A 14,665-nucleotide genomic window follows, 5' to 3' on the forward strand; every position below is an offset into this window, starting at 1 on the left:
CCGGGGCGGAGGTCAGAGACCCCGGGCCTCGAGGGCGCGCAGCTCGTCGGCGAGGATCCGGCCGATCTCGGCGAGCGCACCGGGCTTCATCAGGTCGTTGTGGTTGCGCTCCAGGTAGTACGGGGTGATCCGCCCGGCCACGTACGGGCTCCAGGTGTCCGGGGTGGGCGAGATGTCGACCTTGTCGAGCGAGGCGACGATCACCACCGCGTCCCCGCCGTACCGCGCCGGCTCGAACTCGTGCACCAGCTCGCGGTTGTTGGCGTAGACCCGGCCGATCGCCTCGATGTGGTGCCGCTCCAGGCTGGCCAGCGAGCTGCCGAGCTTGCGCAGCAGCTCGACCACCTGGTCGAACTCCAGCGGCTTGCGGCCGAGTCGGCGCCGGTCGTAGCCGACCCAGCGCAGCAGGTCGGCCAGGATCTCCTGCTCGCCGAGCTCGGCCAGGGTCTGGCCGGGGTAGGTGTCCAGGATGGCGAGCAGCCCGACCTGTTCGCCCTCGCGCTCCAGCTGGGAGGCGATCACGTGGGCCGCGATGCCGCCGGAGGAGTAGCCGAGCAGGTGGTACGGCCCGGTCGGCTGGACCTTGCGGATCTGCTGCAGGTAGTCCTGCGCCATCTCCTCGAAGCTGCCCGGCAGTTCGCCGCCGCCGTCGAGGCCGCGCGCCTGCAGGCCGTAGACCGGGTGCCCGGCGCCGAGGTGCTTGATCAGCCCGGCGTAGCACCAGCTGAGTCCGCCGGCCGGGTGCACGCAGAACAGCGCGGGGCGTTCGCCGTACGGCCGCAGCGGCAGCAGGACGTCGAGCGGGTCCTCGCTGCGGCTGTCGTCGTCGAGCCGTGCGCCGTACAGCGCCGGGGTGGGGGCCTCGAAGAGGCTGCGGATGGTGAGCTGGACGCCGAAGGTCTCGCGGACGCGGTTGATCAGGCGGGTGGCGAGCAGGGAGTGTCCGCCGAGGTCGAAGAAGTTGTCGTCGACGCCGATCCGGGGCAGGCCGAGCACTTCGGCGAACAGCTCGCAGACGATCTCCTCGCGCGGGGTGCGCGGGCCGCGCGAGGAGACGGCGGCGGCGAGGTCGGGTGCGGGCAGGGCCTTGCGGTCGAGCTTGCCGTTGGGGGTGACGGGCAGCCGGTCGAGGGTGACGAGGGCGGCGGGCACCTGGTGGTCGGGCAGCCGGGCGGCCAGGTGGGCACGGACCTCGGCGTGGTCGGGGGCGGTGCCGGGGACGGGCACCAGGTAGCCGACCAGCCGGCGGTCACCGGGGCGGTCCTCGCGGGCCAGTACGGCGACCGCCGCGAGCTGCGGGTGCTGGGCCAGCACAGCCTCGATCTCGCCGAGTTCGATCCGGAAGCCGCGGATCTTCACCTGGTCGTCGGTGCGGCCGAGGTAGCGCAGCGCGCCGTCCTCGCCCCAGCTCGCGAGGTCGCCGGTGCGGTACATCCGGGAGCCGGGCGGGCCGTACGGGTCGGCGACGAAGCGCTCGGCGGTCAGGCCCTGACGGTCGAGGTAGCCACGGGCCAGCTGGACGCCGGCCAGGTACAGCTCGCCGGGCGCGCCGGGGGCGGCCGGGCGCAGGCCGGCGTCCAGGACGTAGACGCGGGTGTTCCAGACCGGACGGCCGATCGGCACCGGGCCGGGACGGTCGGCGCACGGCCAGGCGGTGACGTCGACGGAGGCTTCGGTGGGGCCGTACAGGTTGTGCAGTTCGGTGCCGGGGAGCAGGCCCAGCAGCCGGCGCTGGGTCTCCTCGGGCAGCGCCTCGCCACTGGTGATCACCCGGCGCAGGCCTGTGCACCGGGCGGCGGCCGGCTCCTGGAGGAAGACCTGGAGCATGGACGGCACGAAGTGCGCGGTGGTGACGCCCTGGTCACGGATCAGCTCGGCGAGGTAGGCCGGGTCCTTGTGGCCCTCGGGCCGGGCCAGCACCAGGGTGGCGCCCTGGATCAGCGGCCAGAAGAACTCCCAGACGGAGACGTCGAAGCCGGACGGGGTCTTCTGCAGCACCCGGTCGTCGGCGCGCAGCCCGTACGCGTCCTGCATCCAGAGCAGTCGGTTGACGATGCCCCGGTGCGGGACCAGGACGCCCTTGGGGCGGCCGGTGGAGCCGGAGGTGTAGATGACGTACGCCGGGTGGTCCGGGTGCCGGCGGACGGCCGGCGGCCCGGCGGGGCACTCGGCGAGCCGCGGGGCGAGGCCGGGGTCGTCCAGCAGCAGGTGCGGGACGGGAAGGTCGGCCGGGAGCCGGTCGTGGACGGCCGTGGTGGTGAGCAGCAGGGTGGGCCGGGCGTCCGTCAGCAGCAGGTTGATCCGCTCGGCGGGGTAGTCCGGGTCGACGGGCAGGTAGGCGGCGCCGGTCTTGAGCACGGCGAGCAATGCGACGACCAGCTCCTCGGAGCGGGGCACGGCGAGGGCGACCCGCCGCTCGGGACCGGCGCCGCGCTCGGCCAGCAGGTGAGCGAGCCGGTCGGCACGTTCGTGCAGTTCGCGGTAGCTGAGGGTGCGGCCCTCGAAGGCGAGCGCGACGGCCTCGGGGCAGGCGGCGGCCCGGTCGGCCAGCAGGTCGGTCAGGGTGGCCGGCGGGACGTCGTGGGCGGTGTCGTTGTGGGTGTCGAGGACGAGCTCGCGCTCGGCGGCGCCGAGCAGGTCGGTGCGGCCGACCGGCTGCTCCGGACCGGTGGCGGCAAGGTTGGCCAGGAAGCCGAGGAAGCGGTCCTGGTGGGCGGCGAGTTCGGCCTCGGTGTACAGCTCGGGGTTGGCGTCGAAGTCGACCTGGAGGCCGCGGCCGTCCGAGCGGTCGTAGACGATCATCGAGAGGTCGTCGGAGGGGCCGATCGACAGGTTGTGCACGACGGCTCGGTGCGGCCCGAAGCACAGGTCGTAGTCGAACATCATGATGTTGATCTCGGGCCCGGTGAGCCGCTGGTCGTCGGCGAGCAGCCGGCGGTCGCGGCGCAGGTCCTCGTAGCGGTAACGCTGGTGCTTGAGCGCGCCGCGCAGTTCGGCGCTGACCTGCCGCAGGGCCTCGGCGTGGGTGGTGGCGGGGTCGATCGCGATCCGCACCGGCACGACGTTGGAGACCATGCCGGGCAGGGTGCGGGCGGCCCGGCCGAGCCGGGTGGCGACCGGCAGGCCGAGCACCACCTCGGCGGCACCGGTGGCGCGCTGGAGGTAGAGAGCGGCGGCGGTGGCGACGACGGCGGGCCAGGTGGCTCCGGCCTCGCGGGCGGTGTCGCGCAGCGCGTCCAGGTGCTCGGCGGGCAGGAAGGCGGTGCGGCGCACCAGTCCGTGCGCAAGGACGGGCTTGCGCGCGGCCAGGCCGGCCGGCTCCGGGCAGTCGGCGAGCTTGTCGGCCCACCAGTCGCGGTCCTCGGTGAACAGCGCGGAGGCCCGGTACTCCTGGTCGGCGGCGACCAGGTCGGCCAGCGGGCCGAACGGGTTCGCCGGGCAGGGCTCACCGGTGGCGAGCGCGGTATAGACCTCCGCGGCGCGCCGGGCGAGCAGGGCGACGGTGAAACCGTCCACCACCACGTGGTGGTAGCAGTAGAACCACAGGTGCCGTTCGGCGGCGACCTTCAGCAGTTCGAAGCGGAACAGCGGGTCGCGGCCGGGATCGACGGGGACGGCCATGGCCTGGCGCATCCGGGCGAGGGCGGCGGCCTCGGGATCCGGCTCGCCGGTGAGGTCGACGACCTCCAGCACCCGCCCGGGCACCGGCCCGACCGTCTGCCACAGCTGCTCGCCGTCCTGCTCGATCCGCACCCGCAGGGTCTCGGCCTCGGTGACCACCTGCCGCAGCGCGGTCTCCAGCAGCGCCGCGTCGACGCCGCCCCGGATCTCCAGGTATTCGGCGGCGTTGAAGACCGGGTTGTCGGGGTCCAGTTGCTGGGCGAACCAAATTCCCGCCTGAGCGGCTGTCAGGGCTGTCCTGTCTCCGCCGAACATGCTTTTCGTTCCACCCCTGGCCGTCGTTTCGAGCGGGATCGAACCGCTGTCGCGGAATCCCGGAAATCGAATTCTTGGGAGATTCGTCATCGGCCCCGGGACGGCCCGGCAATGTCTCGCAGGAAGCCGACAGGTCCGTTCGGGGCAGCTACGGACCACTGTGGCACTCAGCGAGGGGGGTCACAATCCTCGGTGCATCAAGCTGCCAACGGGGGGCCGAACGGCCCCCGGAGCGCGTCCGGATCCGGCATTCCCATGCACGACGACGCCCGGCCCGCGCGAAATGCACGGGCCGGGCACGAGTTCGCCGGGGATCATTCCCCCATCGCCGTGACCAGGCTGCGGGGGCGCATGTCGATCCAGTTCTCGTTGACGTAGTCCAGGCACTCCTGCCGGCCCGCCTGACCGTGCACGACCGTCCAGCCGGCCGGCACCTCGGCGAAGACCGGCCACAGCGAGTGCTGGTTCTCCTCGTTGACGAGGACGTAGTAGGAGGCGCTGTCGTCCTCGAAGGGGTTGGTGGCCATGGTGTCGGGTTCCTCTTCCGTTGATGTGGGCTGGTGGTGGTGCGGTGCGGTCAGGCGGTGACGCCGGTGGCGGTGCGGGCCCGCACCGAGGCGACGAAGCCGGGCAGCCGGTCCACACCCCAGAACTTCTCGAAGCCGTCGATGAAGTACGGCACGCCGAAGACGCCGTCGCGGTGCACCGCGGCCAGCGCGGTCAGGCCGCGCTCGCGGACGGCCGGGTCGGCGCTCGCACCGCCGAGCAGGTCGGGGTCGAGGCCGAGCTCGGGGCCGAGGGCGGCGATCACGGCGGGGTCGGAGATGTCCAGGCCGTCCTGCCAGCGGGCGCGGTAGACCCGGTCGATGAACTCCCGGCCCCGGCCGTGCTCCTCGGCCACCAGGTAGGCCAGGTGGGAGACCTCCCAGCGGGGTTCGCGGTCCACCGGCCAGACCATCTCCAGCTCGCGCTCACGGGCGAGCCGCCGGACGTCCTGAAGGATGTACAGGTGCTTCTCCCGGGACATCGGGACGTACGGCAGCCGCACGCCGCTGTGTTCCAGGTGCTCGTGGTGCTGCTCGTCCGGCTCCCAGAACGGCAGCCACTGGACCGCCTCGGCGACGTCCGGGTAGCGCCCGATCAGGTCGCGGTAGGCCATCCAGGAGTACGGGCTGCGGAACGAGAAGTACCAGCGCGGCGGTTTGCGCGCCATGGTGCCGCCTCTCTCGGTGGTTCGGCTGGTCAGATGGTGATGCCGCCGTCGATCTGCAGCACGGCGCCGGTGACGTACTGCGCCCGGTCCGAGACCAGGTAGCCGACCAGGTCGGCGACCTCCTCGGCCCGGCCCATCCGCTTGAGCGGGATGGACGCCATGACGTCCTTGAGCGCCCGGCCCTCGATGGCCGCCGTCATGTCGGTCTCGATGAAGCCCGGCGCGACGGTGTTGACCCGGATCCCGTACCGGCCGGTCTCCTTGGCCAGCGCGCGGGAGAAGCCGATGATCCCGGCCTTGGACGCCGAGTAGTTGGACTGGGTGGCGTGCCCGTACACCCCGGCGACCGAGGAGATGTTCACGATGGCGCCGGACTTGCGCTTCATCATGCCGAACACCACGGCGCGGCAGACGTGGTAGACGCCGCCCAGGTTGGTGTCGATGACCTCCTGCCACTGCTCGTCGGTCATCAGCACCAGGGGGTTGTCCCGGGTGATGCCGGCCGCGGTGACCAGCACGTCGACCGGGCCGAGGTTCTCCTCGACCTCGGCGACCAGCTCGCGCACCGGGGCGGCGGCGGTCACGTCCGTCTTCCGGGCCAGCACCCGGACGCCGGTCTGCGCGGCCTCCTCCTCCAGCCGGCGCGCGGCCTCCTCGTCGGCCCGGTAGCAGAACGCCACGTCGAAGCCGTCCCGGGCCAGCGCCAGCACGGTGGCGCGGCCGATCCCGCGCGATCCCCCGGTGACCAGCGCCACCCGCGAGGTGTTCTCCTCCATCGCTCCTCCATCGGTGTCGTGGGTCGACTTCACGCCTCTGCCCCCGGGTTCGGGCGCAGCACCTCGGCCGGGCGCATCGCGACCACCACGGAGCCCACGGTCAGGACCGGCCGGCCGGCGACCAGGCTCTCGCCCTCGAAGATCACGGTGTCGCCGACCGCGCGGGAGATCCGCACCCGGTGCTCCAGGACGTCCCCGGGCAGCACCGGGTGGTGGAAGACCACCCCGGACATGCTGCCGAACAGCATCACCTGCCCGGTGAGCACGTCGGGGTTGGGGTCGTCCCAGGTGGCGAGCAGCCCGGCGCTCTGGCACCAGGACTCGACCAGCAGCGACTGCGGGTAGCCGAAGCCTTCCTCGGGGGTGTCCGGGCCGAGCTCGGCGTACCAGGGCTCGTTGCAGGTCACCGCCTTGACCGCGGTGAGGTGCCGGCCGGGTTCGAGCTCGAGCACCCGGTCGACCAGCAGCATCGGGAAGCGGTGCGGCAGCCGGGCGCGGATCTGCGCCTGTCCGGTCATCGGGTCACCTCGCCGGTGTAGCGCAGCCGCAGCTTGGCGGCGTCACCGCGGGGCGAGCGGATCACCGCGCGACACTGCCGGCCGCCGTCCTTCTCGCGCCAGTCGAGCTCGACGTCGAGGACGTCGCCGGGGTAGACCGGGCCGGTGAACCGGGTCGACTCCACCTCGGCGAGCTCGGGTGCCGGGTCCGTGTCGGCGGCGGTGGCGAGCACCGCGGCGTGGGTGAGGTCCAGCAGGCAGACCCCGGGGAAGATCGGGAAGCCCGGGTAGTGGCCGGGCAGCACCGGCTCCCCGGCTGCGACGGTGAACCGGACGGCGGCGCGCGGCCAGTCCGCCGCGACCACCTCGACCGGACCGGCCAGCGGTGTGGCCCGCGCCGGCACCGGGCGTGCGGTGGCGAGCACCATCAGCTCGCCCGCACCTTCGCCAGCAGCAGTTCGTACGCCTTGGCGAGGCAGGTGAACTGCTTCAGCTCGGTCTCGGGGATCTTCACGCCGTACTTCTTCTCCAGCACCACGACGACCTCCAGGGCCATCAGCGAGTCGACCTCCAGGTCGTCCACGAAGTCGGCGTCGTCGGTGAGTTCGTCCACCTCGATGTCGAGGACCTTCGCGACCACCTCGCGCAGCTCCTCCAGGTCCAGCACAGCGAGCGGTGCGCTCGTCATCGGTCGGCCCTCTTTCTTTCCGTTGATGCGTTGTTGACGTTCGTTCGGCTGACGGGGATCGTCAGCGCAGGCCCAGCACGGCGCAGCCGACCGACCCGGCGCGGTCCACCGAGGTGATCAGGCCGATCTGCCCGGCCGCGGCGCCCGCCCGGTCCTCGGCGTACGCGAGCAGCGCGGCTGCCTGGAAGGCGGCGGCGGCCGCGCCGGTGTCGCCGATCAGCTCGGCCGGGGTGAGGTCGACGGCGTCCGCTCCGCCCAGCACCTCGTGGAGGGCGGCGCACTCCGCGTCGCCCTCCGGCCCGGGGGCCCCGGAACGGGCGACCACGGCCACCTGGCCGGGCTCGATCCCGGCCTGGTCCAGCGCCCGGCGCAGCGTCCGGGCCAGCGCGGGCCGGACGTCGCCATCCAGGGCCACGCCGAGTTCGACGGCCAGCACCTCGGCCAGCACCGGCTGTTCGGCGCCCTCGTCGGCCGGCGGTTCGACCAGCAGGACGGCGCAGCCCTCGCCGAGTGCGGCCGCGCCGGTGCCCTCGGCGGCGTGGTGCTCCAGCCAGGCGCGGGCCGCGGAGAACTCCTCGGCCGCGCCGCACAACACGGTCTGCGCCCGCCCGGCGCCGAGCAGGCGGCGGGAGTAGCTGAGTGCGTGCAGGCCGGCCACCCGGCCGCCGGCGATGGTCGCGTTGGGGCCCTTGAGCTGGTACCAGATGGCACACTGGCCGGCGGCGCAGTTCATCACGGTGTTGGGGAACTTGGCCGGGTCGACGAAGAACGGCATCTCGCCGGTGAAGGAGTCCCGGGTGAAGTCCATCATGCTCTGGGCGCTGCCGGTGGTGGTGCCGAGGGCGAGCGCGGCGCGCTCGCCGGTGCCGACCGCGCGGTTGCGCTCGCCGTCGTCGAGCAGCGCGCCGACCGCGGTGACGGCGAGGCCGGTGACCCGGTCCATCGACCGGGTGCCCTTGCGGCCGAGCACGGTGCGCGGGTCGAAGCCGGGGACGACGCAGGCGGTGCCGTCGGAGGTCCGGGCGAGTTCCGGTGCCAGGGCGGTCGCGGTGGCGCGCCGTTCGCGCAGGCCCTGGGCGAAGGCGGCCCGGCCGATCCCGAACGGCGACACCGCCGACCAGGCGGTGATGACCGGGCGTCGCGCGCCGGTCCGGGTGCTAGTCATACCCGCTCCGACTCCTTTCGGTTTGGTTCAGTGCGGTTTCGGTGGGGTGGGGCGGGGCCCGCGCTCGGGCCCCGCGCTCACAGGAAGCAGACCATCCGGTACTCCGGCCAGCGCAGGGCGAGTTCGCCGTCCGCCGCGAGCCGCACGCCGTCCAACAGCACGCCGTCCAGCGGGCCGGTGAAGCCGAAGGCGGCCAGCGCCGACTCCTCGACCCAGACCCGTACCCCGGCCTCGATGAGCGTGCGCAGGCCGCTCCGCGGGTCGGCGAGGGTGGTGACGGTGGTGTCGCCGAGCCGCAGCTCCGGCAGCGGCCGGGCCCGCACCGCGTGGGTGGCCGCCTGGCCGCGCAACAGCACGTCCAGGCCGCCGAGTTGGCGGTTCAGTTCGGTGGCGAGGTAGAGCGCGTCGAAGAACTGCTTCTCCAGCGCGCCCCGGTGGGCGCGTTCGACGACGGCCAGGGTCCGACCCTCGGCCGATGCCTGACTGTCCATCAGATCACTCCGACCATGACGGTCCTGGCGGCCGCCGCCACGTTCGCGGCGTAGCCGGCCGGGGGCCTGAGGACGACTTCGGGCAGGTGGTCGACGGCGCCCCGGTCGTCGCTGCAGAAACGGCAGCCGTACCAGTACAGCCGGTCCGGGTAGGCGCGGAGCATGCTCCGGACCAGCCCCACCGTGCTGGGGTACGAGGTGTTCCAGTCGGCGAGGTTGCGCGGCTTGTCCTCGCCCAGGCCCTGCTGGGTGAGCAGGGTCGCATAGCCGCAGGTCCAGATCTGGACGCTGGCTCCGCGCTCCAGCACGGCCTGGGCGAGGCGCAGCACGGTGGTGACCTTGTCGTCCGTGTGCGGGGTGCCCATCAGGGTGATGAGCAGGTCGGTGGGCGGGATGCGGCGGGCCATCAGTGCCACACCACCTTGACGTCCGGGTCCAGCATCCACTCCGCCATCTCGCCCATCCCGGTGACCCGGACGGACGGGCGCAGCGCGCGCCCGTCCAGGCCGCGCTGGGTGAGCGAGAAGTCGTCGGCGACCAGTCGGCCGCCGGCCCGCTGGAAGTCGTCCAGGGTGGCGTCGCTGCCCGGCAGGGCGAGCGCGACGCCGTCCTGGACGAGGAACATCAGAACGGGTCGGCCCGCCTCGGCCTGGGCGAGCGCGTCGCGGCGGAAGCCCGCCTCCTGCGGGGCGCTGTGGCCCTGGCTCTCGACCAGCAGGTACCACGGCGTGCCCGGCCCGACGGTGGCCCAGGCGTCGGTCACGACTCCCGCACCTCGCCGTTGATCGCGTCCACGACGCGCTGGTCGAAGTTGACCAGGCTCCAGTCACGGCGGTTCTCGATCACCGCGTAGCCGTGCACGATGCTGCCGGTCGCGGTCTTGACCAGCGCGCCGTCGCGCAGCACGTAGAAGTCCATCCGCGAGGTGTAGGTGAAATCCTTGAAGACGTCCTCGACGGAGTAGACGATGTAGAGGTCCTCCTCCATCAGCGCCTCGTCGAGGATGCGGATGTCGGAGCGCGGCACGACCGGGATCCACTTGCGGTCGTCCAGCAGGGTCTTGATGGAGATGCCGCGGTCGGCGACGAAGCGGTCCTTGCCCTCCTCCATCAGACGCAGGTAGCCGGACATCTGGATGCGCTCGGTGAAGTGGCAGTACGGGTACGGGATGTTCCACTTCCACGCGTAGGCGTTGCGGCCCTCGGTGAGCGCGGCCAGGATCCCCTCCTCGGCGGGCGCGGCGGCCGGATCCTGGCGCTCCAGGTCGTCGCCGAGCTTGGCGACGGCGAAGCGGGCCAGCTGCTCCGGGACGTCACCGGCGGCCTCCAGGTAGGTGTCGATCCGCAGCGAGACCCGGACCTTGGACGTGACGGCCTTGTGGACCTCGCCGTTCCGCTCGAAGCGGATGGTGACCTTGAAGCCGATCGTGCCGTCCTCGTCCTTGGTCCACGGCACGACCTCGGCCTCGGCCACGTCGTCCATGTGGAAGGCGTGCAGGATGCGGGTGTCGATGGTGACCAGGTCCAGGCCGAGGCCGTACTCCTCGTACAGCGCGCGGGCCGGCAGGCCGGCCTGCCGGAAGTGGTCCAGCACGGCCTCCTCGACGAGGTAGTTGACGTGCTTGAAGCCGATCCAGGTGCAGATGTTGGACCCCTCGTAGCGGGGGCGGACCTGCGTGGTGCTGACGGTGGTCAGCAGCTCCTTGACGGCGGTGTCGGTCACGATGGTCATCAGTGGTGCTCCAGGACTGTCCGGGGGCCGGGCCCGTGCTGCGGGTCTCCGGCCGGGATCGAGTTGAGGAACTCCCGGATCTCGGCGGCGAATTCCTCGGGCCGCTCGATCATCGGGAAGTGCCCGGTGGGCAGGACGCGCAGCCGGGCGTCGGGCAGTGCGGCCGCCAGTGCCCGGGCCTCACCGGGCGGCGCGGCGAAGTCGTGCTCGCCGCCGAACACCAGGCACGGGACGGCGATCCGGCCGGTCTGCAGGCCGGGGGTGCCCAGGTAGAGGTCGAAGAACCGGAGCCAGCCGTACGGCCCGATCCGGTCGCGCACCCGGTGGGCCATGGCGCGCTGGATGTCCGCGCCGAGCCGGCCCCCCGAGTGGGCCCTGAGGCCTTCCTCCAGGATCAGGTGGAAGTCGTTCAGGTAGTAGCTGATGGTCGGCCAGTCGAAGTCCTCGGCCGAGCCCCGGTAGAACGGGGAGACCAGGACCAGGGCACGGATCCCGAAGCGGGTGAAGGGGTCCGTGCCCCGGCGGCTCTCCCGGTCGAGCAGGTCGAGCAGCACGTTGGCCGACATCGAGTGGGCGACGACGACCTCGGCGCCGCCCGGCACCAGCCGCAGCGCCTCGGCCAGCCAGTGGCCGAGCTCGGGGCCGCGCGCCCAGTCGTCCACGCCCTCGCCCCGCCAGGGGAGTTGGGCGGTCCAGAGTTCGTGGCCGGCCGCCAGCGGGCCGGCGCAGGTGTCCCAGACGCTGGCGTTGGCACCGAGGCCGTGCACCAGCAGGGTGCGCCGCCCGCTGCCCGCCAGCTTCCGGACCACGACGGGCGCGTTGCCGTCGGTGGGCATCAGGGCGTCCCGGGGGCCAGCAGCGCCAGCCCGGCGCCGGCGTCGGCGTCGGCGCCGCCGGTCAGCGCGTACACCGGACCGCTGCCGCCGTCCTCGAACCAGCCGACGGCGGCCGCGCACTGCACCACGCCGAGCGCGCCGGAGGCCTCGCCGCAGTGCTCGGGCAGCCCGGCCCGGGGAACCCCGGGCAGCAGGGCGGCGTCGAGCCCGGCCGGTGCCTCGCAGCGGGCGGGCTCGCCCGCGGCGGCGAGCCGGTCCAGGACGTCCCGGACGGCGCCGGCGCGGGCGTAGCCGCCGAGCACCGCGCGGACGGTGCCGCCCCGCGCGTGGACGGCGTCCTCCCGCTCGAGCAGCAGGGCCGCGCCGCCGTCGACGCCGGGGCGGCCGCCGGTGAGCCGGCGGACCACCTCGTTGTCCGGTTCGACGCCGAGCACCAGCATCCGCTCCGCCCGGCCGGCCCGCAGCAGGGTGGCCGCCCAGTGCACGGCGTCCAGGCCGGAGGTCGGGCCGTTGCAAACCATCAGGTTGGGGCCGCGCAGCCCGTGCTTGATCGCCACCGAGGAGGCGATGACGTTGCTGGAGGCGTTCGGCAGGTCCATCGGGCTGGTGCCGGTGACGGTCTCCGCGCGGATGGTGTCCAGGGCGCGGGTGACGGTGTCCAGGTTGCCGAAGTTGGAGCTGGCGACCACGCCGGTGCCGGCCGCGGTGCCGTCCTCGCCGGTGAGCCCGGCGTCGGCCAGCACGAGGGCTGCCAGCGCGTACCCGAGTTGGGTGGCGCGGTCCTTGTAGCGCAGTCCCTTGCGGCCGACCAGGTCGGCCGGGACGACGGCGGGCGCGCCCTGCTCGGGGCCGGCCAGCAGCGCCCGCACGGAGTCCGCGCCGGGCAGCAGGACGGCGGCGCCGCTCACCACGACGGTCGCGCTCACCGGCCGGCCTCCACGATCGCGACGGCGTTGATCCCGCCGAAGCCGAAGGCGTTCAGCTGGGCCACCCGCAGCTCTTCGGTGGCGGCCTCGCCGATCACGAAGCGGAACTCCGCGGCCTCGTCCACCGGGTCCTCCAGTCCCACGGTCGGCGGGACCCGACCCTCGTTCAGGGCCCGCAGGCCGATGATCAGGTTGAGCAGACCGGACGCGCCGGAGGTGTGCCCGGTCATCGACTTGACGGCGGTGACCAGCGGCCGGCCGGCGTCCGCGCCGAACACCTCGGCCAGCGCGGTCGCCTCGGCCTCGTCGTTGAGCAGGGTGCCGGTGCCGTGCGCCATCACCAGGTCGACGTCGGCGGGCCCGACCCCGGCGAGACGGTGGGCGGTGCGCATCGCCTCGGCGATGCCGGCCGCGTCGGGCGCGGTGACGTGGTAGGCGTCGCAGTTGACGGCCACGCCGCGCAGCCGGCCGTGCGCCGGGCGCCCGCCGTCCGTGCGACGCAGCACCACGGCGCCGGCACCGTCTCCCATCAGCACCCCGGTGCGGTTGCGGTCGAAGGGCCGCACCCGGTCCGGCGGGGCCGGGTGGACGCGCTCCAGCAGGCCGTACATGCTCTCGGTGAGCACGTCCACGCCGGCCACCACGACGGTGTCCGCCCCGCCCTGCTCGAGCAGGTCGGAGCCGAGCGCGAGCGCGTACAGCGAGGCGGAGCAGGCGTTGGAGAAGGTGTGGGTGTGGTCGGCGCCGAACCGCTCGCGCAGCGCGGTGCCGAAGTGCAGCCCGGCATCGGAGAACTTGGTGTCCTCGCGCCACCAGAGTTCGGCCGAGCGCAGTTCGCGCAGGCCGGTGCCGACCAGCACCGGCACGCCGCTCAGGTCCTCGTCGAGGCCCGCGTCCCGCACGGCCTCGGCGATCGCCGCGCTCAGCAGCTCGGTGGCCCGGCCCGGCTCGTCCTGCCCGGGCTCCGGGCGGTCGTCGACCTCGTAGGCGTACTGGGCGCGGAACCGGCTGCGGTCGAAGCCGCGCAGTTCGGCCCGGCCGGTGCGGCCCGCGCACAGGCTCTCGAAGAGCTCGTCGACGCCGCGGCCGGTGCTGGCCACCGCGCCCATGCCGGTGATGGCGTGGCTCAGCACGGGCTCTCCTCCTGTCCGTCGTACTTGCCGAGGAGCACCACCGCGTTGTTGCCCCCGAAGGCCAGGCCGTTGTTCTGGACGATCCGCAGGTCGGCCTCGACGGCCTCGTTGGGCACGCAGTCCACGTCGCACTCAGGGTCGGTGGTGACGTGGTTGATGGTCGGTGGGACGAAGCGGTTGGCGATGGCCAGCGCGCAGCCGATCGCGGCGAGCGCGCTGGCGGCGCCCATCGAGTGGCCGAGCATCGACTTCATCGAGACGGTGCGCGGCGCCTGCGCGCCGAACACCTCCCGGATGGCGGCGACCTCGGTGACGTCGTTGGCCTTGGTGCCGGTGCCGTGCGCGGAGATCAGGTCGACCTCCTCGCGCTTCACCCCGGCGTTCTCCAGGGCCAGTTCCATGCACCGGGCCAGGCTCGCCTGGTTCGGCGCGACCTGGTGGTACGCGTCGCAGTTGAGCCCGTAGCCGAGCACCTCGGCGTAGATCCGCGCCCCGCGGGCGAGCGCGGACTCCAGGCGCTCCAGGACGAGCACGCCCGCGCCCTCACCGGTGAGGATGCCCTTGCGGTCGACGTCGAAGGGCTGACAGCGGTCCGGCGCGATGGTGCCCAGCCGGTAGAAGCCGGTGAAGGTCTTGCGGCACATCGCGTCGGCGCCGCCGCAGAAGGCGAACTCCGCCTCGCCGGAGCGCACCGCGTCGAAGCCGTTGCCGATCGCGTAGTTGCCCGCCCCGCAGGCGGTGGGCACGGTCACCGCCTCGACGTTCTCCAGGCCCAGTTCCTGGGCGACGGCGGCCGACAGGCGGCCGGCCGGCACCCGGCGGGCGGCCGCCGGGTCGATCTGTTCCGGGCCCGACTCCAGTTCGGCCTGGACGAGTTGGTCCAGATCGTAGGACTCGCCGTCGGTGGTGCCGATGGAGATCAGCCCGCGCCGTTCGCGCAGTTCACCAGCGTCCAGGCCGGCGTCCTCCAGCGCCATCCGGGCGGCGGCCACCGAGAACTGGGTGGCCCGGCCGAGCTGTTCGGCGTCGAGGCGGCGGACCCACTCCTTCGGGTCGAAGCCCACCACCTCGCAACCATTGGCGTGGGCGTACCCCTCGGTGTCGAACACCGTGATGGGCTTGGCCCCGCTCCGTCCTTCGCGCAGCCCCCGCAGGAACTCCGCCGCCCCCAGCCCGATGCTGGAGACCACACCGAGCCCGGTGAGGACCACCCGGTGCGGCCCTTCCCCTCCCGGGTCAACGCCGTGTTGTGCCGACATTCCGACCTCCCGAT

The 14,665-nt window shown here is 73.2% G+C and carries 16 protein-coding genes; all 16 read right to left on the bottom strand.

Annotation, left to right across the window (positions count from 1 at the left end):
- Nucleotides 1-12: 12 nt before the first annotated feature.
- On the bottom strand, nt 13-3,936 hold the full coding sequence (locus AB0O11_RS08560) for an amino acid adenylation domain-containing protein (RefSeq protein WP_363383323.1): 3,924 nt from the start codon (nt 3,934-3,936) through the stop codon (nt 13-15).
- Nucleotides 3,937-4,250: 314 nt separating this feature from the next.
- Nucleotides 4,251-4,463 (bottom strand): MbtH family protein, encoded by a 213-nt coding sequence (locus AB0O11_RS08565; RefSeq protein ID WP_363383325.1) that lies wholly within the window; start codon nt 4,461-4,463, stop codon nt 4,251-4,253.
- A gap of 50 nt (nt 4,464-4,513) precedes the next feature.
- Nucleotides 4,514-5,149, bottom strand: a complete 636-nt coding sequence (locus tag AB0O11_RS08570; RefSeq protein WP_363383327.1) for a DsbA family protein — start codon at nt 5,147-5,149, stop codon at nt 4,514-4,516.
- Nucleotides 5,150-5,178: 29 nt separating this feature from the next.
- Nucleotides 5,179-5,925, bottom strand: a complete 747-nt coding sequence (gene fabG, locus AB0O11_RS08575) for a 3-oxoacyl-[acyl-carrier-protein] reductase (RefSeq protein ID WP_363383328.1) — start codon at nt 5,923-5,925, stop codon at nt 5,179-5,181.
- Nucleotides 5,926-5,954: 29 nt separating this feature from the next.
- On the bottom strand, nt 5,955-6,443 hold the full coding sequence (locus tag AB0O11_RS08580) for a beta-hydroxyacyl-ACP dehydratase (protein WP_363383330.1): 489 nt from the start codon (nt 6,441-6,443) through the stop codon (nt 5,955-5,957).
- Nucleotides 6,440-6,850, bottom strand: coding sequence for a hypothetical protein (locus tag AB0O11_RS08585; protein WP_363383331.1), 411 nt, complete (start codon nt 6,848-6,850; stop codon nt 6,440-6,442). The genes AB0O11_RS08580 and AB0O11_RS08585 overlap by 4 nt, the downstream gene beginning before the upstream one ends.
- The gene (locus AB0O11_RS08590) at nt 6,850-7,110 is read right to left on the bottom strand and encodes an acyl carrier protein (protein ID WP_363383332.1); all 261 of its coding nucleotides are present in this window, start codon (nt 7,108-7,110) and stop codon (nt 6,850-6,852) included. The genes AB0O11_RS08585 and AB0O11_RS08590 overlap by 1 nt, the downstream gene beginning before the upstream one ends.
- Nucleotides 7,111-7,171: 61 nt before the next feature.
- On the bottom strand, nt 7,172-8,275 hold the full coding sequence (locus AB0O11_RS08595; RefSeq protein WP_363383334.1) for a beta-ketoacyl synthase N-terminal-like domain-containing protein: 1,104 nt from the start codon (nt 8,273-8,275) through the stop codon (nt 7,172-7,174).
- A gap of 77 nt (nt 8,276-8,352) precedes the next feature.
- Nucleotides 8,353-8,766 carry a hypothetical protein gene (locus AB0O11_RS08600; RefSeq protein ID WP_363383335.1) on the bottom strand — a complete coding sequence of 138 codons (414 nt, stop codon included), beginning with the start codon at nt 8,764-8,766 and terminating at the stop codon, nt 8,353-8,355.
- Nucleotides 8,766-9,173: a hypothetical protein gene (locus tag AB0O11_RS08605; protein ID WP_363383337.1), complete on the bottom strand. Its 408-nt coding sequence runs from the start codon at nt 9,171-9,173 to the stop codon at nt 8,766-8,768. The genes AB0O11_RS08600 and AB0O11_RS08605 overlap by 1 nt, the downstream gene beginning before the upstream one ends.
- Entirely contained in the window at nt 9,173-9,529 is a 357-nt protein-coding gene (locus AB0O11_RS08610) for a DsrE family protein (RefSeq protein WP_363383339.1), read from the bottom strand. The genes AB0O11_RS08605 and AB0O11_RS08610 overlap by 1 nt, the downstream gene beginning before the upstream one ends.
- Nucleotides 9,526-10,497 carry a hypothetical protein gene (locus AB0O11_RS08615; RefSeq protein WP_363383341.1) on the bottom strand — a complete coding sequence of 324 codons (972 nt, stop codon included), beginning with the start codon at nt 10,495-10,497 and terminating at the stop codon, nt 9,526-9,528. Before AB0O11_RS08615 ends, AB0O11_RS08610 begins: the two co-directional genes overlap by 4 nt.
- Nucleotides 10,497-11,333, bottom strand: a complete 837-nt coding sequence (locus tag AB0O11_RS08620; protein ID WP_363383342.1) for an alpha/beta hydrolase — start codon at nt 11,331-11,333, stop codon at nt 10,497-10,499. The genes AB0O11_RS08615 and AB0O11_RS08620 overlap by 1 nt, the downstream gene beginning before the upstream one ends.
- Nucleotides 11,333-12,259: a beta-ketoacyl synthase N-terminal-like domain-containing protein gene (locus AB0O11_RS08625; protein WP_363383343.1), complete on the bottom strand. Its 927-nt coding sequence runs from the start codon at nt 12,257-12,259 to the stop codon at nt 11,333-11,335. The genes AB0O11_RS08620 and AB0O11_RS08625 overlap by 1 nt, the downstream gene beginning before the upstream one ends.
- A complete protein-coding gene (locus tag AB0O11_RS08630; RefSeq protein WP_363383561.1) occupies nt 12,256-13,389 on the bottom strand; it encodes a beta-ketoacyl-[acyl-carrier-protein] synthase family protein in 1,134 nt (377 codons plus the stop codon). Before AB0O11_RS08630 ends, AB0O11_RS08625 begins: the two co-directional genes overlap by 4 nt.
- Complete coding sequence (locus AB0O11_RS08635) at nt 13,386-14,651, bottom strand: beta-ketoacyl-[acyl-carrier-protein] synthase family protein (RefSeq protein WP_363383344.1); 1,266 nt, start codon at nt 14,649-14,651, stop codon at nt 13,386-13,388. The genes AB0O11_RS08630 and AB0O11_RS08635 overlap by 4 nt, the downstream gene beginning before the upstream one ends.
- Between the last annotated feature and the right edge of the window lie 14 nt (nt 14,652-14,665).

The sequence above is a fragment of the Kitasatospora sp. NPDC093102 genome (genome assembly GCF_040683915.1).
GTDB lineage: Bacteria > Actinomycetota > Actinomycetes > Streptomycetales > Streptomycetaceae > Kitasatospora.

Excerpts from the sequence above, each read along its gene's own strand:
- AB0O11_RS08560 (WP_363383323.1), bottom strand. The coding sequence starts at position 3,936 with ATGTTCGGCGGAGACAGGACAGCCCTGACAGCCGCTCAGGCGGGAATT.
- AB0O11_RS08565 (WP_363383325.1), bottom strand. The coding sequence starts at position 4,463 with ATGGCCACCAACCCCTTCGAGGACGACAGCGCCTCCTACTACGTCCTC.
- AB0O11_RS08570 (WP_363383327.1), bottom strand. The coding sequence starts at position 5,149 with ATGGCGCGCAAACCGCCGCGCTGGTACTTCTCGTTCCGCAGCCCGTAC.
- fabG (WP_363383328.1), bottom strand. The coding sequence starts at position 5,925 with ATGGAGGAGAACACCTCGCGGGTGGCGCTGGTCACCGGGGGATCGCGC.
- AB0O11_RS08580 (WP_363383330.1), bottom strand. The coding sequence starts at position 6,443 with ATGACCGGACAGGCGCAGATCCGCGCCCGGCTGCCGCACCGCTTCCCG.
- AB0O11_RS08585 (WP_363383331.1), bottom strand. The coding sequence starts at position 6,850 with ATGGTGCTCGCCACCGCACGCCCGGTGCCGGCGCGGGCCACACCGCTG.
- AB0O11_RS08590 (WP_363383332.1), bottom strand. The coding sequence starts at position 7,110 with ATGACGAGCGCACCGCTCGCTGTGCTGGACCTGGAGGAGCTGCGCGAG.
- AB0O11_RS08595 (WP_363383334.1), bottom strand. The coding sequence starts at position 8,275 with ATGACTAGCACCCGGACCGGCGCGCGACGCCCGGTCATCACCGCCTGG.
- AB0O11_RS08600 (WP_363383335.1), bottom strand. The coding sequence starts at position 8,766 with ATGGACAGTCAGGCATCGGCCGAGGGTCGGACCCTGGCCGTCGTCGAA.
- AB0O11_RS08605 (WP_363383337.1), bottom strand. The coding sequence starts at position 9,173 with ATGGCCCGCCGCATCCCGCCCACCGACCTGCTCATCACCCTGATGGGC.
- AB0O11_RS08615 (WP_363383341.1), bottom strand. The coding sequence starts at position 10,497 with ATGACCATCGTGACCGACACCGCCGTCAAGGAGCTGCTGACCACCGTC.
- AB0O11_RS08620 (WP_363383342.1), bottom strand. The coding sequence starts at position 11,333 with ATGCCCACCGACGGCAACGCGCCCGTCGTGGTCCGGAAGCTGGCGGGC.
- AB0O11_RS08635 (WP_363383344.1), bottom strand. The coding sequence starts at position 14,651 with ATGTCGGCACAACACGGCGTTGACCCGGGAGGGGAAGGGCCGCACCGG.